Consider the following 21399-nt stretch of genomic DNA (forward strand, 5'->3'; position numbering starts at 1 on the left):
GGTGGGAAAGTGAAGGAGAGAAATTATACCTGCATTGCCTGGCTTGTCCATGTTCCAGCGGTTTTGGCGTTGGTGGCATGGGCTTGTTTTCTAGTCAGCGCCCCCCCATAACGTTATAATCGCAAACTTTGGTTCACTCTAATACTGGAATTATCATGCTGGGGAAGCTGGTTAAAATGGTAGTTGGCAGCCGGAACGACAGGCTGATCAAGAAAAAGCGCAGAATAGTCAAGAAGATTAATGCGTTGGCCGCCGAATACGAAACACTGTCCGATGCCGCGTTAACCGCTAAGACTCAGGAATTCCGCGATCGCCTGGCACGGGGCGAAAAACTGGACCAACTATTGCCGGAAGCTTTTGCCACGGTGCGCGAAGCGTCGAGCCGGGTGTTCGGCATGCGCCATTTCGACGTGCAGTTGATCGGCGGTATGGTGTTGAATTCCGGCAAGATCGCCGAGATGAAAACCGGTGAAGGTAAAACCCTGATGGCGACGCTGGCGGCCTATCTTAACGCCTTGCCCGGCCGCGGCGTTCACGTCGTGACCGTCAACGACTATCTGGCGCGCCGCGACGCCGAATGGATGGGTAAGCTCTACGGTTTTCTGGGTTTGAGCACCGGCGTGATCGTTAGCGACTTAAACCACGAACAACGCCAAGCCGCATACGCCGCCGATATTACCTACGGTACCAATAACGAATTCGGCTTCGACTACTTGCGCGACAACATGTCGTTCAGTCTGGAGCAAAAAGTTCAGCGCGACCTGAATTTCGCGATCGTCGACGAGGTCGATTCGATCCTGATCGACGAAGCCAGAACGCCGCTGATCATCTCCGGGCAGGCCGAGGGCAATACCGACGTCTATTTGAAGACCAACGCCATCATCCCGCTGCTGACCAAGCAGGAAAAATCCGAAGATCCGGAATTGCAAGACAAAATGCCGGGCGATTATGCGGTGGACGAGAAATCGCGGCAGATACACCTGACTGAAGCCGGCTACGAAAAAGTCGAGCGTTTGTTGGTTGAACACGGCTTGATCGAGGCCGGTTCCTCGCTATACGACGCGGCCAACATTCGTTTGATGCACTACCTGAATGCCTCGTTGCGGGCGCATATTTTGTTTCAGCGCGATGTCGATTACGTCGTTAAAAACGATCAAGTCATCATTGTCGACGAATTCACCGGGCGCATGATGACCGGCCGGCGCTGGTCGGACGGCTTGCATCAAGCGGTCGAAGCCAAGGAACGCGTTACCATTCAAAACGAGAACCAGACACTGGCCTCGATTACCTTCCAAAACTATTTCCGCCTGTACAACAAGCTGTCCGGGATGACCGGTACCGCGGATACCGAAGCGTTCGAGCTGAACAAAATTTACGGCTTGGAAGTTGTCGTTATCCCGACCCATAGACCGATGATCCGTAAAGACATGGGCGATTTGGTGTACTTGTCGGCGCGGGAAAAATACAACGCGGTCATCGAAGACATTAAGGATTGCGTCAAACGCGGTCAGCCGGTGCTGGTCGGCACCACGTCGATCGAAAACTCCGAGCGGATTTCGGCGATGCTGAAGCAACAAGGCATCCAGCACGAAGTCTTGAATGCCAAACAACATGAGCGCGAGGCCCATATCATCGAGTTGGCGGGTATGCCGGGCGCGGTGACGATTGCCACCAACATGGCCGGTCGCGGTACCGACATCGTGTTGGGCGGTAATTTGAATGCTGAGCTGGCGACCTTGGGCGAAGACGCCAGCGACGATGCCAAGGAACAGGTGCGAGGTGCGTGGTTGGATCGCCATGAAAAAGTGTTGGCGTCCGGCGGTTTACACGTGATCGGTTCCGAACGCCACGAGTCGCGGCGGATCGATAACCAGTTGCGCGGTCGTTCCGGCCGGCAGGGCGATCCGGGTTCAACCCGGTTTTATTTGTCGTTGGAAGACGATTTGATGCGGATTTTCGCATCTGAGCGGGTAGCTGGCCTGATGCAGAAGTTGGGCATGCAGGAAGGCGAAGCGATCGAGCATCCCTGGGTGACTCGGTCGATCGAGAGCGCCCAGCGCAAGGTGGAAAACCGCAACTTCGATATTCGTAAGGAAATTTTGGCCTACGACGATGTCGCCAACGATCAACGCAAAGTGATCTATTCGCAGCGCAACGAGTTGATGGCCGCCGAGGATATCAGCGACATCGTGGCGGCGATACGCGCGGATGTGCTCAACGACGCGGTGACCCAGTTCGTCCCGCCGAAAACGATGGAAGAACAATGGGATATTCGCGGTCTGGAACAGCATTTGTCGCAGGATTTTAACCTGAGCATGCCGTTGGTCGAGATGATGGCGCGGGACAAAACCTTGAACGAAGCCAAGCTGCGGCATTTGGTCGTCGAGAAAGCCGAGCAGGAAGCCAAGGCCAAGGAAGACAGTATCGGCGCTTCCGTGATGCGGCACTTCGAAAAATCGGTGATGCTGCAAGTCCTGGATAACAGTTGGAAGGAGCATTTGGCGGCGATGGACCAACTGCGCCAAGGCATACATTTCCGCGGTTATGCGCAAAAGGACCCCAAACAGGAGTACAAGCGCGAGTCATTCCAAATGTTTACCAGCTTGTTGAATCACATCAAACAGGAAGTCGTGACTATACTCTGCAAGGTGCAGGTCAGTCGCGAGGAAGATGTCGAAGCGATCGATCAACAACGCCAAGCGCCGCAGGAAATGCATTACGAACATGCCGAGGCTTCGTCGCTTTTCGAATCCGGCGACGAAACGGCCGAGCCGGCCGACGAGAATGGGGTACCGTTTGTACGCGGCGATCGTAAGGTCGGTCGTAACGATCCGTGCCCTTGCGGTTCGGGTAAAAAGTACAAGCAGTGTCACGGTAAGCTGAGCTGATTGGGTTGACGGGCGGCTCCGCCAGTCGCCCGACTCAAGTCGTCCGGTTTTGAGCGGATCGGATTGTTTGCCCGGCTTGCCGGGAGTGTATCGTCATCCATGTTTGCGCTATGGCTTCCAGAGATTCATTGTTTTACAGGGTAATCACGATGCCGCATAGAGTTTTTCATAAGAGCAATCCCGCTTCCGACATCACCAAGCTGCCCAAGTTGGGGATGGAAAAGAAGCATTTCATCTCCGATTTCAAACACTATTACAGCCATCGGTTGGGGCGAGACGAAAATTGCCGTTCGCCGCACTATGCCTACGAGGCTTTGTCGTTGACCATCAGCGACAGGTTGGTCGAGCGCTGGAAAAAAACTTACAACGTCTACCGCGATTCGGATTGCAAGAAGGCCTTTTATCTGTCGATGGAGTTTCTGATCGGCCGGTCCCTGAGCAACGCGATGCTGAATTTGGGCGTGGACGACGTGGTTACTCAAGCGCTATACGATCTCGGTTTGGAAGCCGAGGAACTGGTGGAGAGCGAGCCGGACGCCGGATTGGGTAACGGTGGCTTGGGTCGGCTGGCGGCCTGTTTCATCGACAGTTGCGCGACTTTACAGTTGCCGGTCACCGGTTACGGGCTGCGTTACGAATACGGCATGTTTACCCAGCAGATCGTCAATGGCGAGCAGGTCGAGCGGCCGGACCACTGGTTGCGGATGGGCAACGTTTGGGAGATCGAACGTCCGGAATACATGCATCGGATCAAATTCGGCGGCCGGACTCAAAGTCACATTGACGAACACGGCAATCGGCGTACCAGTTGGATAGAAACGCACGATATTCTGGCCATGCCTTACGACACGCCGGTACCTGGCTACAAGAACGGTACCGTCAATACTTTGCGGCTTTGGAAGGCAATCGCCACCGAAGAGTTTAATCTGCAGGAATTCAACGCCGGCGACTATGCCGAGGCGGTCGCTCAGAAGGTCACCGCCGAGAACATCACGATGGTGTTGTACCCCAACGATGCCAACGAAAACGGCAAGGCGCTACGCCTGCAACAACAATATTTGCTGGCATCCGCCAGTTTGCAGGACGTGATCGCAAACTGGGTCGGGCGGCACGGCAACAATTTCTCGAAGTTTTCCGAAAAGAATTGTTTTCAACTAAACGATACCCATCCCAGTATCGCGGTTGCCGAATTGATGCGTCTGCTGATGGATATCCATGGGTTGTCCTGGCGCGATGCCTGGAATATCACCCGCAACACGATGGCTTACACCAATCACACGCTGTTGCCGGAAGCCTTGGAAAAATGGTCGGTCAATCTGATGCAAAGTTTGTTGCCGAGGTTGTTGGAGATCATCTACGAGATCAACGCGCATTTCCTGGCTGAAGTGTCGGCGCGTTGGCCGGGCGACGGCGAGCGCATGGCGAGAATGTCCATCATCGAAGAAGGCCCGACCAAAATGGTGCGCATGGCCTATTTGGCGATCGTCGGGAGTTTTTCGGTCAACGGTGTGGCCGAATTGCATTCCAAATTGCTGAAGGAAGGCTTGTTCCGGGATTTCTACGAACTGTGGCCAGGCAAATTCAACAACAAAACCAACGGCGTCACACCGAGGCGTTGGCTGGCCGGTTGCAATCCCGAATTGGCGGAATTCATCACCGAAACCATCGGCGATGCCTGGATCACCGACTTGTCGCAATTGGCCGAGCTCAAACCCTATGCCGACGATGCGGCATTCCGCAAGAAATGGTACGAGCTGAACCGGGCCAGCAAGCAACGTTTGGTGGATTTCAAGAAATTCGAGTACGACATCGATATCAACGTCGATGCCTTGTTCGACGTGCAGGTCAAGCGGATCCACGAGTACAAGCGGCAAGTCCTGAATGTGCTGCATGTGATTCATCTCTACGACCGGATCAAGCGCGGCGACACCGACAACTGGGTGCCGCGTTGCGTGTTGATCGGCGGCAAGGCGGCGCCGGGCTATGCGATGGCGAAGAAAATCATCAAGTTCATCAACAATGTCTCGCATGTGATCAACAACGATCCGGATGTCGGCGACAAGTTGAAACTGGTGTTTTTGCCGAATTACTGCGTCTCGGCGATGGAAAAGATTTGTCCCGGCGCGGACTTGTCCGAGCAAATTTCGACGGCCGGCAAAGAAGCATCCGGTACCGGCAATATGAAGTTCATGATGAACGGTGCGCTGACGATAGGCACGTTGGATGGCGCGAACATTGAAATCCGCGAGGAAGTCGGCGAGGAGAACTTTTTTCTGTTCGGCTTGACCGAAGCCGAGGTGGAAGCGTTGCGGGGTCATTACGACCCGGAGGCGTACATCCGTGACGATAACGATCTGCAGCGGGTCATGTATTTATTGGAATGCGGCCATTTCAATCGCTTCGAACCGGGTATGTTCGATGACATTATCGCGTCGATTAAAAGCCCCAGCGATCCGTGGATGACCCTTGCCGATTTCCGCAGCTATCTGGAGGCGCAGAAACGCGTCGACGCCGCGTACCGGGATCAAGAGCATTGGACGCGGATGAGCATTATCAACACCGCCGCCAGCGGCAAGTTTTCGACCGACCGGACCATCAGCGAATATAATCACGACATTTGGCACTTGACGCCGATCCAAGTCGAGGGATAGCCGGGCGGGCGATGCTGGATATCGTGCTGTTCGAACCGGAGATTCCCGCGAACACCGGTAATATTATCCGGCTATGCGCCAATACCGGTGCGCATCTGCACCTGATCCGGCCGTTGGGTTTTGAGCTGGACGACAAGCGCTTGCGCAGAGCCGGTTTGGATTATCACGAGTGGGTTAATATTCGTCAGCACGGCTCGTTGGCAGACTACTTGGAGCGCGGAAAGCCCAAACGTTTGTTCGCGTTTACCACCAAGGGCACCAATGTGTTTAGCCAAGTGCGCTATCAAGCCGGCGATGCCCTGTTGTTCGGGCCGGAAACGCGCGGATTGCCTCAGGAATTCCTGGAGAGTTTGCCGCCCGAGCAAAAGCTCTACTTGCCGATGCGGGCAGAGAGCCGTAGCCTGAATTTATCGAATACTGTCGCCGTAGCTTTGTATGAGGCCTGGCGACAATTGGGCTATCCGGAGGCCTTGCCGAAGGCACGTTGAAACACCTCCATGTCAACCCTTCGCTAGCGGGCGATTGCGGTCCCGGATCCATTCGCTCCACGAGCCGGCATACAGCCGAGAACCGCCTAGTCCGGCGATTTCCATTGCCAACAGGTTGTGGCAAGCGGTTACGCCGGAGCCGCACATATGGACGACTTGTCGGGGCTCGATCGGACCGAGAATATCCTGGAATTGCGCTTTCAGATAATTGGCCGGTAAAAAAAAGCCTTTGCTATCCAGATTGGCCTGAAACGGCCTATTCCGCGCGCCCGGTACATGGCCAGCGACCGGGTCGATCGGTTCCTGCCGGCCCGCGAAGCGCTCAGGGGTTCTAGCGTCGATTAAAACGATTTCATGTTTGGCCAGACCGTCCCGAACCTTGTTCGCGTTCAGCCAACGGCTATCGTCAAGATAGCAACGAAACGTGCCGGAAATCGGTTTCGGCAATATCGTCGTTACCGGTTTGCCCAGGCGCCGCCAGTTTCGGTAATCGCCATCCAGCACCGCAACCCGGTCGTGTCCCATTGCACGCAACAGCCACCACAACCGTCCGGCAAAGGCGCCGGAAGCGTCGTCATAAACCACGACTTGATGGCGGGCACTGACTCCCCAGGCAATCAGCTTTGCGGTCAGTGCCCGAAAGTCCGGTAATGGATGGCGGCCGGTATAATCTCGGATGGGCGCGGAGAGGTCTTGATTGAGATCCGCATAGCGGGCGCCTGGGATATGATGCTGGCGATAGGCCCGATGTCCAGCTTCCGGCTCGGCCAGCGAGAAGCGGCAGTCGACGATCAGCCAATTCGGGTCGTCTAGGTGGGTGCTTAGGGTGTCGGCCGAGACTAGCGTAGTGCAAGACATCGTTATACCTCCAGGATAATTTTTCCGATATGTTGAGAGCTTTCCATTCTGGCGTGGGCTTCCGCGGCGTTTGCCAGAGGATAGAGTGAATCGATGACGGGTTTGATTCGGCCCGATTCAAGCAAGGGCCAGACTTGGCTCAGCAATTGTTGGGCAATCGCGGCCTTGAATGTATCGTCCCTTGCGCGTAAGGTGGAGCCGGCGATAGTCAGCCGCTTCATTAAGACCGCCGCCAAGTTGATCTCGGCCTTGGCGCCGGTTTGAATCGCGATCTGCAACAGGCGGCCGTCAGGCGCCAGCGCTTTCAGATTACGCGGAAAATAGTCGCCGCCGACGATGTCCAGTACCGCGTCCACGCCCCGCCCCACGGTCAATTGCTTGCAGGCCTCGACAAAGTCTCTTTCACGATAATTGATTGCCGCTTCAGCGCCGAGTGTCATGCAAAAATCGCATTTCTCTCGGCTGCCGGCGGTGACGATCACTCTGGCACCAAGCGCACCGGCGAGTTGGATAGCTGTCGTGCCGATGCCGCTGCTACCGCCGTGGACCAATAAACATTCGCCGGAGCATAACTTGGCTCGGTCGAATAGATTGCTCCAGACCGTGAAAAAGGTTTCGGGAATCGCGGCGGCCTGCACAAAGTCAAAGCCGGCCGGTATCGGTAGGCAGCAGACCGCACTGGCTATTGCGTATTCAGCGTAGCCGCCGCCGGTCAACAAGGCGCAAACGCTGTCCCCCGGTTTGGGAGAGACGACGTCCGAGCCGGTTTCAATCACCGTGCCGGCGACTTCCAGGCCTAAAATGGGGGATGCGCCTTCCGGTGGCGGGTATAAGCCGGCGCGCTGCACGAGATCCGGGCGATTGACGCCAGCGGCGGAGACCTTGATCAGGACTTGGCCGTTGTCTGGCTTGGGCGTCGGCAATTCGGTTAAAGCGAGTTGACGAGCTTCGCCGGGAAGAATCGTGATCGCGCGCATCGGCGTCTGCGGTTGGGGAAGAGTGTCGTATTATATGTGGCCATTTCGAGTATTAGCGGATTTTCAGCGAGATCAACATGATAAAAGCGGGCATCGTAGGCGGCACCGGATATACAGGGGTCGAATTGTTAAGAATCCTGACATTGCATCCCGAGGTCGAGGTCGCGGCGGTGACATCGCGGGCCGATGCGGGCACGCGGGTCGACAAAGTCTATCCTAGTCTGCGCGGCTATTGCGATGTGGTCTTCACGCGACCGGAAATAGAAAACCTTCGCGACTGCGATGTAGTGTTTTTCGCGACGCCAAACGGAATCGCGATGACCATGGCAGAGGCTTTGCTTGCGCTGGGGATCAAGGTGATCGATTTATCCGCCGACTTTCGATTGCAGGATAGTGCGGAATGGGAGCATTGGTACGGCGTCGAGCACGCCTGCCCGGAGCTGATCGGCGAAGCGGTTTACGCGCTGCCGGAAGTGAATCGCGCGGCGATACGCGCCGCCAGATTAATTGCCTGTCCGGGTTGTTATCCGACGGCCGTGCAGCTGGGATTTTTGCCGTTGCTGGAGCATGGGCTGGTTGATGTCGGCAATCTGATCGCCGACTGTAAATCCGGCGTTAGCGGTGCCGGTCGCAAGGCCGAGCTGTCCTCGCTGATGAGCGAGGCCGGCGAGAGCTTCAAAGCTTACGGCGTGGCGGGTCATCGGCATTTGCCGGAGATTCGTCAAGGCTTGCAGCGCGCCACGACCGAACGGGTCGGCCTGACCTTCGTACCGCATCTGACGCCGATGATTCGCGGCATACACGCGACCTTGTACGCCAGATTGACCAAGTCGGTCGATTTGCAGAGCCTGTACGAAACTCGGTATCAAGATGAAAAATTTGTCGATGTGCTGCCGGCCGGCAGTCATGCCGATACGCGTAACGTCAGAGGCAGTAATCGCTGCCAGATCGCGGTTCATCAGCCACGGGGTGGCGATGTCGTCGTGATTCTGTCGGTCATCGATAACCTGGTTAAGGGCGCCTCCGGTCAGGCGGTGCAGGCGATGAATTTGACGATGGGTTTGGATGAGTTTATCGGATTGGAGTTGGTACCGCTTTATCCGTAGTCTGTATGCCATGACAAATAAAAAGGCCCGTCCCCGTGGTTACAGGGGCGGGCCTTTATGTTTCGGTGCCGAGCAGCGATGGACGGGCTTAGGCTATTAGCAAATTTCCGCGAGTGTCTCTCATCCTGGCTCTAAAACCCAGCAAGCCCAGCGCAATCAATAGGGCGCTGGCGGGTTCCGGTACGCTGCCCGTAGTGGTGCTGACGATGCCTGAAACGGCGGACAATTTAAAGTAGTCGTTGCCGAAGCTTAATAATGAAGTCGAATCGCCTTTACCGGTTCCCGCGCTGGTCGTATAAGCGCTGATCAGCCAGTAACTGGACGACACATTATCGGAATTGATCGCTTTAGCGGTGTTGGTCGAACCCATATTGTAATTACCGATGAAAGACCAACCGGCACTGAGTAACTGAGCAAAGGTATGGTTGGCGATTGCGGCCGCCGCAGGCAAGGCGCCACCTACTAGAGAACCAGTGTAGGCCAGCACTGAAATGTCGGCATCTCCATTGATGTAGCCAACACTCAGGCTGTCGATATCGACACCGTTGGGGCCAAAATACAGCAACGCCGCGTCGACGTTTCCGTCAGGCGCGTAGTCGGTATATGACGACGCGCTGCCATCATTGTCGAACGCATGGTCCGGCTGGCTGCCGAGTGTTCCGTCGTTACTAGCGGCGGTCGCCCCTAAGCCGTAACCGGAATACAATGCCAGGGTTGCTGCGGCAAAAGTTGATGCGGGTGTGGCTGAGGTGGACGACGTTGAAAATGCCGATACCGTTAGGTTAGGCGCGCCAGCCGTGGATGATGAGAATGCCTGACTGTTGCCAGAGGTCGGAGAGTAAGTTGGGTAGTTTGCCGTACAGCCATTTAAACAATTCGCAGTATTTAACAAATTCCAGGCGGTAGCGTGCGCGGAAAGTGGCGAAAGAATGAAGGCTGCCAGCACTAAGTATGTTCTAGTCATTTGGGGATCTCCGTATTTAGCAGGTGTGCTCGCCCGGTATTCTCTATAATTTCCGATATAGAAACACTGTACTGAAGGATTAAAGCGGGAAGCGTCAATATTTTTACAGCAAGAAATGTGCGTATATTTGATTTATATGCAATTTCAATTGCTTGGTGTTGCTTGTGAGGGGCGGGGGACTGCGCGTGTAAAATAAGCCGACATGAGAGTTAGCGGTTGAGTTTTTCCAATAAAATCTTTGCTTTGTCGATCCCGTTAAATGATTGGCCACTATTCAAAGCTTCTTGCAACTCGGCCTTGGCTTCGTCATTCCGCTGCAGCATTTCTAACGCCGCGGCAATATGGTAGCGAATTTCCGGGTCGCCGGATAAACGAGAGTGTGCGTCGCGTAGGTAGCGAAGGCCTTTTTCCGGGTTCCCGGTATTGGCCAGAATCCATCCTAATGTGTCGTTTGCCGAAGGATGCTCGGGCGCCAATTTGACGGCGTTTTCCGCTAAAACCAGAGCTTTGGGATTGCCCAGATTGAAGTATACGTAGGCGAGATTGTTTAAAAACTGTGGTTCGTCCGGGAATTTTTTCAAGAGCTTATCGTACTGTTTTTCGGCGGCGGCAAATCTGCCGGCACGCATGTTTTCTTCGGCCAGCGCCGCCAGCGGGACGCTATCTTCCGGGTGTTTTTCGATCCAGTTACTCAGCAGATCGTAAGCCTCCGAGGCCCGGTCGGTTTGCTTTAAAGCGTCGAACAACTTCATCAATACTTGCGAGTTAGGCTCCAGATTGAAGCCTTCCTGAAAGTGAGTTACGGCTAATGCGTAATTTTTGTCATGCATCGCGATATCGCCCAACAAGGTGCGGGCGAAACTTCGGTTTGGGTACTGCTGACGTAAATTTTCGGCGCGGCTAAGCGCAAAAACCGGTTTACCGTAGTTCAGCTCGGTTTCCACCAGCGCGATCTGCGACGGCAGATGTTTAGGGTCGGCCAGGACCGCTTTCTTTAACGTTTTGATGGCTTCATATTGGTCTTCGGCGTCCAATTGACGACGGGCGACTTTGTAGAGCAGTTTCGCGCTCAGTCTGGCTTGATCCGCCATGCGGATGTAAATTGCCAGCGCTCGATCTCGGCTATTGTTCGCCAAGTAGCAGCGCGCAAGCGCGTCCAGCACTTTATGGTCGTTTTTATCGATGAGTTCGGCGGCTTCGGCGATACTGACGGCTTCCGTGGTTTTGCCAGTGTGTAATTTGACTTCGATCAGCGCCAGTAGAACCGGTATGGACTTTTGATCGACTTTGCGGGCCTTGGCCAGCCAGGACTCCGCGCGTTCGGGATTCCCGGCGGCCAGTTCGATCAGCGCCAACTCCGTCATCAGCGTCACATTATCGGTTTGTTTATTTAGCAGGTTTTCCAGTCTGGATTTTGCAGCATCGAGTTTATTCTCGGCTGCATCCAATCGGCCCAAATTCACATAAGCGGCTACGAAATTAGGTTCCAGTTCGATCGCGCGTTCAAAACTTTGTCTGGCCTGTTTGTATTGTTTCGCGCTGACTTGGGCGGTGCCCATTAAGTTGATCAGTGTAATATTTTTCGGCGCTTGTTCAACCATGGCCTTTGCAACGCGTAGCGCGTTTGCGGATTCGCCCCGGCTGATATAAATCGACACTAAATGGGTTCCGGCCTGAGTATTGCCGGGGTTGTTTTTGAATGACGCTTCCAACTCTTCGGCGGCCATCTGCTCTTGCCCCATCGACAGCAGGTTTAAGCCAATTTCGGTGTGGATTTGCTCACCATCCGCGCTTAAAGCCGAAGCCTTCTCCAACATGGTGCTGGCCAAATCGTGTCTGCCGGTGCGCATATAGGCGCTTCCCAGTAAAAACATCAGGCGATAGTCCCGAGGATTTCGGACTAATACCGGTTTGAGTAGGGTAATCACTTGTTCCGGTTCGTTTTTCGCAAGCAGTGCCGATGCCAGCAATTTATAGCCACCGATTTGTTCCGGAAATTGGCGGACGTACAGCTGCAAATGGTTTATCGCGATATCGTAGCGCTGCAGGCCGAAGTTTACCAAGCCTGACAACATCAAGGTCTGCGCGTGGGCGGTTACTAGTTCCGGCTTTAGATTGACTAACGTATCCGCCGCGGTATTGAGTTCCTTGACCGACTCGTCGATTCGATTGTTGCGCGCCAGAATGACTGATCTTAGATAGTTGCCTCTTGGGTCGAACGAATAATGTTCCTTGACGTAGTCCAAATCTTGTAGGGCCTGATCGTCACGATGCTGATCCATCAGTATCCCTATGCGGGCCAGGCGGGCGTCAAGATGTTCCGGCTGGGCCGCCAAGGTGGCGTCGTATTCCGTCAACGCCCCATTTAGGTCTCCTTGAGAATGCTTGATCGAGCCTATAACGAAGCGTACGCCGGGATCGTCGGGCTTCATCTGCAGTGCCTTGTCCGTGGCGGTCCGCGCGCCGTCGATATCGCCGCGACGTAATAAGGTATTGGCGCGCCCAATCAGCGAGTCGATTTGTCCCGGATTGATTTGGCTGGCCATATCGTATTCGTTAAGAGCGGCGCTGAGTTCTCCCAATTGCACATAAGCGTGGCCTCGAAACAAGTGAAGGGTGGGTTGCAGATCCCGGCTGAATCGGCTGGGATCGATTTCCTTAATCAATTGATCGTATTTGAGCTGATACAAGTACAACTGCGCCAGTGGCTTAATGAGCAGGGCTTGATCGGCGCCCAATTGCTTGGCCTGAGTCAGTTGCACCTCGGCTTCCGACAGCGACTGTTGTTTGAGGTAGATTTCGCCCAATAAAATATGCGCGGCGACATAGTTGGGGTTTTCTTGCAGCGCATTTTTTAGGTCAATGATCGCTTCCGGTAAATTTTGATTCTGCTGTGCCTGAATCGCTTGCTCGTAAAATTGACCGGCTCGAATTTCGTCGGAAATAGCGGCTTGAAACGGCGACAAGGTCGAAGCAAGCAACAACGCGGCGGGAATCCGGCGTAACGGTGGGCGAATTTCGGGCGGATGCTTGTGCATGGCGTTATGACGGTGATTGGTTAGCTCCGATAGCATAGCCTGAAAGAGGTCCCGCCACCAGCCGTATCGCGCGATTGAATCGATACCCGTTCTATCGAACTTGCCAGACTGCGGGAGAGCGGCGCCAAAATCTTGGCGTGATGGTTTAAGTGGTTGAAAATATGTGTAAATTATTCATGGTCCGGTTTTTGCTTTTTGCCTGGCGTAACCACTAGGCGTCAAGATTATGGAGACTTTCAGCTATCACCAACAACGGCAAGCCGAACGTTTGACCGATGCGTTTCGGGCCTTCAATGCCTTGTCCGAAAATCTAGCCCAGTCCTATCACGGGTTGGAAGAGCAAGTGACCGCTCTGAATCGCGAACTGGCGGCGGCGCGCGACGAACGCGTGAACACCTTGATCGAAAAGGAAAGACTGGCCAGCCGTTTGCAACAAATTCTGGCGGCGCTGCCTGCCGCGGTGATCGTGCTGAACCGAGAAGGGGTGGTGATCGATTGCAACGGCTACGCGGTGGATTTCCTCGGCGAGCCCTTATTGGGCGAGAGTTGGTGGCAAGTCGTTGGTCGCAGTCTGCAGCCGGTGTTCGATTCCCCGCACGAGAGGCAACTGCGTGACGGCCGTACCGTCAACATCACCTACAGCGCCTTGGGTAACGGCGCGGAGCAGCTGATTTTATTGTCCGACGTTACCGAATTGCGTTCCCTGCAGAATTTATTGGCCCGTCAAAAGCAATTGAGCGCGATGGGTGAGATGGTGGCCGGATTGGCCCATCAGGTGCGCACACCGCTATCGACCGCCATTCTGTACGCCTCGCAAATCAATACGCCGGGCTTGAGCGGCGACAAGCGCCTGCAATTCTCCGCCAAGATACTGGAACGCCTGCACTATTTGGAAAGGCAGGTTAACGATATGCTGATTTTCGCCAAGCAAGGCCGAATGGCCATGCAGGACTTCGAGTTGCAAACCTTGTGGCTATTGTTGGCGGATAGTGCGGATGCGCTGACTTGCGATTTTACGCTCGAGGACCGATCCGGTATCGCACGTTTGACCGGGAACCAGGATGCATTGCTCGGCGCGTTGCTGAATTTGCTGACCAACGCCGTAGAGGCCGGAGCCCGGTGTGTCATTTTGACCGCGACGGCCGGCGAGGTGGGCGATTTGCTCATCGAAGTGGTCGACGATGGGCCGGGCGTGCCCGAACCGCGCCGGGAGCGCCTGTTCGAACCGTTTTTCACAACTAAGGCTAACGGCACCGGTCTCGGACTGGCGGTTGTCGATAGCGTGGCCAAGGCGCATGGCGGCCGGGCGACTTATCGGCCCTTGCCCGAACGCGGCAGCCGTTTTACGTTAATTTTGCCATCAACCCGTTACGAACCCAGTTTATCGGCCGGTGTCGCCGGCCGCGGAGAATGCTATGAAACCGTGTGACGTATTGATCGTCGAAGACGACCCGGCTTTGGCCGAAGCCTTGTGCGACACGTTGGAACTGGCCGGCTATCAGGTCAAGTCAGCGAAAAACGGCGCCGACGCGTTGGGCTTGTTGTCCCGGCAAACGGCGCGGCTAATCGTCAGCGACGTGCAGATGCCGGTAATGGACGGCTATCAGTTATTGCAAAACCTCCAGCAAAAGCCCGAGGCGCCGCCGGTATTGCTGATGACGGCTTACGGCACGATTCCGAAAGCGGTCGAAGCGATGCAGGCCGGCGCCGCCGATTATCTGATCAAACCCTTCGAAGCCGGCGTTCTGCTCGACAAGGTGGCGGGATTTATTCAAGGTCCGCAACCCCAGCAGTGCGAAAGAGTCGTCGCCGACGCATTGATGAAAAAATTGTACGCTCTCGCGGCCAAGGTCGCGAAGACCGATGTGACCATGTTGCTGGAAGGCGAAAGCGGCACCGGCAAGGAAGTGTTGGCGCGGTACATACACCGAAACTCGCACTTTCATCAAGGTCCGTTCGAAGCGATCAACTGCGCGGCAATCCCGGAAAACATGCTGGAGGCGATGTTGTTCGGTTACGAAAAAGGCGCGTTTACCGGCGCGGTGCAGTCGATGCCCGGCAAATTCGAGCTCGCTCACGGCGGCACGTTATTGCTCGATGAAATATCCGAGATGGATTTGGCCTTGCAGGCTAAATTGCTCAGAGTCTTACAGGAAAAAGAAGTTGAACGGCTGGGCAGTCACCGCAAGATTGCACTGAACGTCAGAATTTTGGCGACTACCAACCGGAAATTGAAGTCCTATGTTAACGAGGGCCGGTTTCGCGAGGATCTGTATTTCCGATTGAGCGTATTTCCGTTACGCATCCCTCCCTTGCGCGAGCGTCCCGGCGATGTGCTGCCGCTGGCCTACGAATTGTTGGCGAAACACAGCCCGCATGGTCGGCCGGCCTGCACGATAGAGCCGGAAGCCGCCGTTCGCTTGCAACAATACCGCTGGCCGGGCAACGTGCGCGAACTGGAGAACGTGATACAGCGCGCGCTGATTCTGCAAAACAACGGTCGAATCGGTTGCGCCGAGTTGATATTCGAAGAGGGCTGCGAAATCTTGCCGGAATTGCCGGCCGAACTGCAAAGCCTTGCCTCGCCGAGCGATGGGGCTGCCGAGGCGGCGGGGGCTCTTTGCAGTGCCAGTCTCGATGAAGGCGTGCGTTCGGCCGAGGAAAAGATCATCCTGCAGATGCTGCATGAGGCCAGCGGCAGCCGCAAGGCCACGGCCGAGCGGTTGGGAATCAGCCCGCGCACCTTGCGTTATAAAATTGCCCGGATGAAGGAGGCCGGGGTGTTGGTTCCTTGTTAAAAATTGGCTTGAAATCTGCTTGTCCGATATAAAATCACCAGCGAGTCATTTTTATGTCAGATATGAATATCAACCAAGTCCTGGCTCAAATGCGGATCATGTCCATCGAAGCCGGCGGCAAACCGCCGGTTGGCGACAATTCCGGCGATTTCGCCGCGATGTTGAAGCAATCGATCGACTCGGTGAACCGCACTCAGCAAACCGCCAACGACATGGCGCAATCCTTCGAAATGGGCAAGCCGGACGTTAGTCTGGCCGAGGTGATGATCGCCTCGCAAAAAGCCAGCGTATCGTTCCAGGCCATGCTGCAAGTCCGCAACAAACTGGTCGATGCCTACAAGGACGTTATGGGCATGTCCATGTAAGCTGCTATGCTGTGAGCCATGAGCGAAATAGACCGAAACCTACCGATGGAAAGCGCGTTGCCGATGGTGACGACGGACAAGGGCAGAATGCAGACGGCGTTGAGAAGCCTGAGCAAACTGCCGCTGTCCAACCAATTGGGCTTGATGTTGGGCCTGGCCTTAAGCGTCGCTATTGGGGTTGCCGTCGTGCTCTGGTCGCAGGAGCAACATTACGACTTATTGTTTCCGGCAGTCGCCGAAAAAGATGCCACCGAAATCCTCGATGCGTTGACCAAGCTAGGCGTCGAGTATAAGGTCGAGACCGGTACCGGAACGATCATGGTGCCGGCCGAAAAAGTCCGCGAAGTCAAGCTCAAGCTGGCCGCGCAAGGTCTGCCGCGCAGCACCAGCCTCGGTTACGAGTTGCTCGACAAGGACAACGGTTTCGGCGCCAGCAAAAACGTCGAACAGATGCGCTTTCAGCGGGCCTTGGAAGGCGAGATTGCGTTGACCGTGCAAACCATCCAAAACGTCAAATCCGCCAAGGTGTTGCTGGCGATTCCGGTACAGTCGGTCTTCGTCCGCGAACGTAAAAAACCCAGCGCTTCGGTCGTGGTCGAGCTGTATCAGGGCCGCAGCTTGGAAAAGGAACAAATCGAAGCCATCGTCCACTTGGTATCGTCCAGCGTGCCGTTGATGGAGCCGGGCCAAGTCACCGTCGTCGATCAAAAAGGCCGTTTGCTGAACAGCAAGGAAACCTCGGAGGATATGTCCCTATCCAGTAAGCAGTTCGATTACAAACGCAATCTGGAGGAACACCTGCGCGGGCGGATCGAGAATATTCTGACGCCGCTGGTTGGCGGCGACGGCATGCGGGCGCAGATTTCCGCCGACGTCGATTTTACGGTGACCGAAAAAACCCAGGAAATGTTCAACCCCGATTTGCCGGCGCTACGCAGCGAGCAAACCCAGGAAGACAAAAACTCGCAATCCAAGGTGCAAGGCGTTCCGGGCGCGTTATCCAACCAGCCGCCGCCGACAGGCGTGGCGCCGGAAGTTGCCAGCGGCCAGGAGAAAACCGAAACCAGCGGAGAAACCGGTTCCACCAGCAAAAGCGCGACCCGCAACTACGAACTCGATAAAACCATTACCCACACGCGGCTCGCTACCGGCGCGTTGCGGCGACTGTCGGTGGCGGTCGTCGTCGATAACAAAAAGGTCGCTCAGGCGGACGGACAATTCGGCCAACTGCCGTATTCCCAGGAAGAACTCAACCAATTACGCGATTTGGTCAAGCAGGCGGTGGGCTTCGACAACAGTCGCGGCGATCAGGTCACTGTGACCAACGTGGCTTTCAAAATGCCGGAAGCGCTGGAAGAAGTGCCCAGCGAACCGTTCTGGCAACAAGCTTGGTTTGGCGGTAGCATGCGGCAATTGGCGGCCGTGCTGGTGGTGCTGATGTTGATTTTGGGTGTGCTGAGGCCGGCGGTGCGGACCTTGATCGCCAAGGAAGCGCAGATCGAAGCGTTGGAAGAGGCCAAGGCCATTGCCGAGGCGTCCGGGGGTATCGTGCGCTTCGACGAAGAAGGCCGGCCGGTGCCGGTCGCCGTCAAGGTCGATGAAGAAACCGGCGAGGTGCGGACGATCACGACCGGCGCCGAGGATTTGTTGCTGCTGGAAGCCCCGCAAAGCTACGAAAAAAGGCTGGAATACGTGCAAAAACTGATAGACGAAGATCCCAAACTGGTCGCCCAAGTCATCAAAACCTGGTTGAAGGACAATGGCTGAGGATCCCAATGACCTATCCCATGCCCAGCGCGCCTCGCTGCTGCTGCTGGCCGTCGGTCAGGACCGGGCGGCGACGGTACTGCGCCACATGGGACCCAAGGAAGTGCAATTGATCGGCTCGACGATGGCGCAACTGGGACCCATCAGCTCGGGGATGGTGGATCAGGTCTTGGAAGAGTTCATTATTCAGATCAAGAACGAAACCGGCCTGGGTTTGGATTCCGACGAATACATCCGGGCGATGCTGACCAACGCATTGGGTGCCGACAAGGCCGGCAGTATCATCGACCGGATTTTGTTGGGCGCCAACAGCAAGGGTATCGAGCAGCTCAAATGGATGGATACCCGCTCGATCGCCGACTTGATCCGTCTCGAACATCCGCAAATCATCTCGATCATTTTGTCCTTGTTGGACGCCGATCAGGCGGCCGATGTGCTGACGATGCTGCCGGAAAACATGCGTTCCGACATTCTGATGCGCATCGCCACGCTGGAAGGCGTGCAGCCCGCGGCATTGCGCGAGCTGGACGACATCATGGAAAAACAATTGACCGGCAGCGAAGGCGTCAAGTCATCGCAAATCGGCGGTATCGACGCTGCCGCCAATATTCTCAATTTCATCGAAAGCACGGTCAGCGATCCGATGATGCAAGACATCAACGAAGCCAATTCCGATCTGGCTCAACGTATTCAGGACAAAATGTTCGTATTCGGCGATTTGGTCAACGTCGACGACCGCGGCATTCAAACCCTGCTACGCGAAGTTTCCACCGACCAATTGCTGTTGGCTTTGCGCGGCGTGGACGGCGCCTTACGCGACAAGATTTTCGCCAACATGTCCCGCCGCGCGGCGGAAATGCTGCGCGACGACCTCGAAGCCGCGCCGCCGGCTCGCCTCAGCGAAGTCGAAGCCGCGCAAAAAGACATCCTGGCGATCGCCAAACGCTTGTCCGACGCCGGGGAAATTTCGTTAGGCGGCGGCGGCGGCGATGAATTCGTCTAAGGGCAATAAATTCTCCGACGCCGAGCTGCAAGCGCTGAATCGCTGGACCGATTTGCAGGATTTCAGCGCGCCGCGCTCCGAACCCGTCGATGTCAAGGAAGCCACGGAAACCTTGACGGTCGATCAAATCGAAGCGATCCAAAAACAGGCTTACGCGGAAGCCTACGCGCAAGGTCGGCAACAGGGCATGGAAGAAGGGCGCGAGATTGGCTTGGAAGAGGGACGGCGGCAGGGTTACGAAGAAAGCCTGCACTTGCTGCAAAAGCAGGCCGCCGAACTGAATGTGCTGCTCGAAGCCTTGAGCGAGCCGTTTCGAACGCTCGACGCCGCCGTCGAAGAAGAATTGGTCAAACTGGCCTGCGCGATAGCCGGCCAATTAGTCCGCCGCGAACTGAAAACCGAACCCGGCGAAGTCGTCGCGGTGGTGCGCGAAGCCGTCAAGGCCCTGCCGCTAGCCTCGCAAAAAATTACCGTCAATCTGCATCCCGAAGACGCGGCGTTGGTCAAAACCGCGTTGAGCCTGGACGAAAGCATGCCGCCTTGGTGCTTGCGGGAAGATCCCCTACTGAGTCGAGGCGGTTGCACCGTCGAAACCGAAGTGTCCAGCGTCGATGCCAGCGTCGAAACCCGTTTGGCCGCCGTGATAGCCACGGTTTTGGGCGGCGAACGCCGCCAAGACGCTCAGCGATGATTCCCACGCCGGACCGTGGACGGTTGTGGTTGGCACGTTTGCAACCATATCGGCAACGTTTGCTCGAGCCGCCGCCGTTAATCGTCGAAGGCCGCTTGACCCGAATGGTGGGGCTGACTTTGGAAGCCGAGGGTTGCCGAGCCTCGATCGGCTCGCTGTGCCGCGTCGTCACCAAGTCCGGCAAAGTCATTTCCGCCGAAGTCGTCGGCTTTTCCGGAGCCCGCTTGTTTTTGATGCCAACCGGCGATACCCATGGCCTGGAGCCGGGTTGCCGGGTGATTCCGCTCGGGCAGGACAGCCTGGTCGGCGTCGGTTTCGGCTTACTTGGCCGGGTGCTGGACGGCGCCGGTCAGGCGCTGGACAACAAGGGACCTTTGATCACCGATGCCAAGGTCTCGCTATCCGGCGTGCCGATCAATCCGCTGACCCGCAAACCGATCCGCGAAGCCTTGGATGTCGGCGTCAGAGCCATCAACTCAATTCTCAGCGTCGGCCGCGGTCAGCGGATGGGCTTGTTCGCCGGCACCGGTGTCGGTAAGAGCATCCTGCTGGGCATGATGACCAAATTCACCAATGCCGACATCGTCGTCGTTGGCCTGATCGGCGAGCGCGGCCGGGAGGTGAACGAATTTGTGTTGAAGATCCTGGGCGAGGAAGGCTTGAGCCGCGCGGTGGTGGTGGCGTCGCCGGCCGACGATTCGCCGCTGATGCGGGTGCATGGCGCGCTATTGGCGACGGCGATCGCCGAATATTTTCGCGACCAGGGCTTGAACGTGCTGCTGTTGATGGATTCCTTGACCCGCTATGCCCAGGCTTACCGCGAAATCGCGTTGGCCATCGACGAGCCGCCGGCCACCAAGGGTTATCCGCCGTCGGTATTCGCCAAATTGCCGCAGTTGGTGGAGCGGGCCGGCAACGGCGACGAAGGTGGCGGCTCGATCACCGCGTTTTACACCGTGCTGGCCGAGGGCGACGACACCAACGACCCGATCGCCGACGCGGCTCGCGGCGTGTTGGACGGGCATATCGTGTTGTCGCGGGCGCTGGCGGACTCGGGCCATTATCCCGCCATCGACGTCGAAGCGTCGGTTAGCCGGGTGATGCCGGATATTGTGGATAACGAGCACATGCGCATGGCTCGCGATTTGCGGCGTTTGTATTCCACTTACCAGCAAAACCGCGACTTGATCAGCGTCGGCGCTTACCGGCCCGGCGCCGATCCGCGCATCGATCAGGCGATCGAGCGCAATCCTGCCATCATGGCGTTTCTGCGGCAGGACATGGACGAATCGGTCGATTTGAGTCGTAGCATTGACGAGCTGGCGCAATTACTGGGCGGCCGATGAAAAAATCTCAGCGCCTGAATGTCATAGTCGATTTATACGTTCGCCAGGAACGCGAAGCGTTGGAGGCGATGGGCGTCAGCCAGCAACGGCTCGCCGATCAGCAAAACCAGCTCGATCAACTGGTTCAATATCGGCTGGAGTATTTGCAGCGTTTCGAGGCACGTCAGCGGGCCGGGATTAACGTTGGTCAGTTGCTGGAGTTTCGAGCGTTCGCCGACAAGCTGGACGGGGCGATCGAAGGTCAGCGCCGCCAGGTGCTGCAATGCGAAAGGGATTTGCAAAAAGCCCGTGGACTTTGGGAACAATGCCATCAGCGCACTAAAAGTTTGAAGCGCGTCAAGGAATTGGCGGCCGTCGACGAAGCGAAAACCGAACAAAAACGCGAGCAAGCCGAGCAAGACGACCGGGCAGCTCGCTCGCGCCGCGACGATGGCACGGGACGTGCTTAGATCGATGATA

Annotated in this window: 16 protein-coding genes; 12 read left to right on the forward strand and 4 right to left on the reverse strand. The window is 56.2% G+C overall.

Translation table 11 applies throughout. From position 1 onward, the window contains the following. Positions 1–155 precede the first annotated feature (155 nt). The 3 genes from secA to trmL all read left to right on the forward strand — a co-directional run bounded on the left by secA (position 156) and on the right by trmL (position 6027). Positions 156–2888 (forward strand): preprotein translocase subunit SecA, encoded by a 2733-nt coding sequence (gene secA, locus ACQE3D_RS07300; RefSeq protein WP_064031819.1) that lies wholly within the window; start codon positions 156–158, stop codon positions 2886–2888. Positions 2889–3037: 149 nt separating this feature from the next. Beyond that, positions 3038–5539, forward strand: coding sequence for a glycogen/starch/alpha-glucan phosphorylase (locus ACQE3D_RS07305; RefSeq protein ID WP_071157111.1), 2502 nt, complete (start codon positions 3038–3040; stop codon positions 5537–5539). 11 nt (positions 5540–5550) lie between these two features. Continuing rightward, the gene (gene trmL, locus ACQE3D_RS07310; RefSeq protein WP_064031817.1) at positions 5551–6027 is read left to right on the forward strand and encodes a tRNA (uridine(34)/cytosine(34)/5-carboxymethylaminomethyluridine(34)-2'-O)-methyltransferase TrmL; all 477 of its coding nucleotides are present in this window, start codon (positions 5551–5553) and stop codon (positions 6025–6027) included. A gap of 12 nt (positions 6028–6039) precedes the next feature. Here the strand turns inward: trmL and ACQE3D_RS07315 are convergent, their stop codons facing one another. Together ACQE3D_RS07315 and ACQE3D_RS07320 are read right to left on the reverse strand one after the other, a co-directional pair. Next, the gene (locus ACQE3D_RS07315) at positions 6040–6885 is read right to left on the reverse strand and encodes a sulfurtransferase (RefSeq protein WP_071157113.1); all 846 of its coding nucleotides are present in this window, start codon (positions 6883–6885) and stop codon (positions 6040–6042) included. 2 nt (positions 6886–6887) lie between these two features. Then, complete coding sequence (locus tag ACQE3D_RS07320; RefSeq protein ID WP_071157115.1) at positions 6888–7862, reverse strand: NAD(P)H-quinone oxidoreductase; 975 nt, start codon at positions 7860–7862, stop codon at positions 6888–6890. 77 nt (positions 7863–7939) lie between these two features. Between ACQE3D_RS07320 and argC the strand changes: the two genes are divergently transcribed. Further along, positions 7940–8968, forward strand: a complete 1029-nt coding sequence (gene argC, locus ACQE3D_RS07325; protein ID WP_427551441.1) for an N-acetyl-gamma-glutamyl-phosphate reductase — start codon at positions 7940–7942, stop codon at positions 8966–8968. Positions 8969–9056: 88 nt separating this feature from the next. Here the strand turns inward: argC and xdp1 are convergent, their stop codons facing one another. Both xdp1 and prsT read right to left on the reverse strand, forming a co-directional pair. After that, entirely contained in the window at positions 9057–9914 is an 858-nt protein-coding gene (gene xdp1 / locus ACQE3D_RS07330) for an exosortase-dependent surface protein XDP1 (protein WP_168032983.1), read from the reverse strand. A gap of 227 nt (positions 9915–10141) precedes the next feature. Then, positions 10142–12970 (reverse strand): XrtA/PEP-CTERM system TPR-repeat protein PrsT, encoded by a 2829-nt coding sequence (gene prsT, locus ACQE3D_RS07335; RefSeq protein ID WP_427551442.1) that lies wholly within the window; start codon positions 12968–12970, stop codon positions 10142–10144. Positions 12971–13196: 226 nt separating this feature from the next. Here prsT and ACQE3D_RS07340 point away from each other — a divergent pair, with 226 nt between their 5' ends. Genes ACQE3D_RS07340 through fliJ form a run of 8 tightly spaced genes read left to right on the forward strand, consistent with a single transcriptional unit; the run spans position 13197 to position 21389 of the window. Continuing rightward, complete coding sequence (locus ACQE3D_RS07340; RefSeq protein WP_313728536.1) at positions 13197–14399, forward strand: sensor histidine kinase; 1203 nt, start codon at positions 13197–13199, stop codon at positions 14397–14399. Further along, complete coding sequence (locus ACQE3D_RS07345) at positions 14386–15768, forward strand: sigma-54-dependent transcriptional regulator (RefSeq protein ID WP_071157121.1); 1383 nt, start codon at positions 14386–14388, stop codon at positions 15766–15768. The genes ACQE3D_RS07340 and ACQE3D_RS07345 overlap by 14 nt, the downstream gene beginning before the upstream one ends. 53 nt (positions 15769–15821) lie before the next feature. Beyond that, positions 15822–16133 carry a flagellar hook-basal body complex protein FliE gene (gene fliE / locus ACQE3D_RS07350; RefSeq protein ID WP_427551443.1) on the forward strand — a complete coding sequence of 104 codons (312 nt, stop codon included), beginning with the start codon at positions 15822–15824 and terminating at the stop codon, positions 16131–16133. A gap of 18 nt (positions 16134–16151) precedes the next feature. After that, positions 16152–17900, forward strand: a complete 1749-nt coding sequence (gene fliF / locus ACQE3D_RS07355; RefSeq protein ID WP_139306178.1) for a flagellar basal-body MS-ring/collar protein FliF — start codon at positions 16152–16154, stop codon at positions 17898–17900. Further along, positions 17893–18903: a flagellar motor switch protein FliG gene (gene fliG, locus ACQE3D_RS07360; protein WP_064030356.1), complete on the forward strand. Its 1011-nt coding sequence runs from the start codon at positions 17893–17895 to the stop codon at positions 18901–18903. Before fliF ends, fliG begins: the two co-directional genes overlap by 8 nt. Further along, entirely contained in the window at positions 18890–19594 is a 705-nt protein-coding gene (locus tag ACQE3D_RS07365; RefSeq protein ID WP_427551444.1) for a flagellar assembly protein FliH, read from the forward strand. Before fliG ends, ACQE3D_RS07365 begins: the two co-directional genes overlap by 14 nt. Then, the gene (gene fliI, locus ACQE3D_RS07370; RefSeq protein ID WP_168032995.1) at positions 19591–20940 is read left to right on the forward strand and encodes a flagellar protein export ATPase FliI; all 1350 of its coding nucleotides are present in this window, start codon (positions 19591–19593) and stop codon (positions 20938–20940) included. Before ACQE3D_RS07365 ends, fliI begins: the two co-directional genes overlap by 4 nt. Further along, positions 20937–21389, forward strand: coding sequence for a flagellar export protein FliJ (fliJ, locus tag ACQE3D_RS07375; RefSeq protein WP_071157127.1), 453 nt, complete (start codon positions 20937–20939; stop codon positions 21387–21389). Before fliI ends, fliJ begins: the two co-directional genes overlap by 4 nt. Positions 21390–21399: the final 10 nt, after the last annotated feature.

This window comes from Methylomonas sp. MS20, from assembly GCF_050275925.1.
Lineage (GTDB): Bacteria > Pseudomonadota > Gammaproteobacteria > Methylococcales > Methylomonadaceae > Methylomonas > Methylomonas koyamae_A.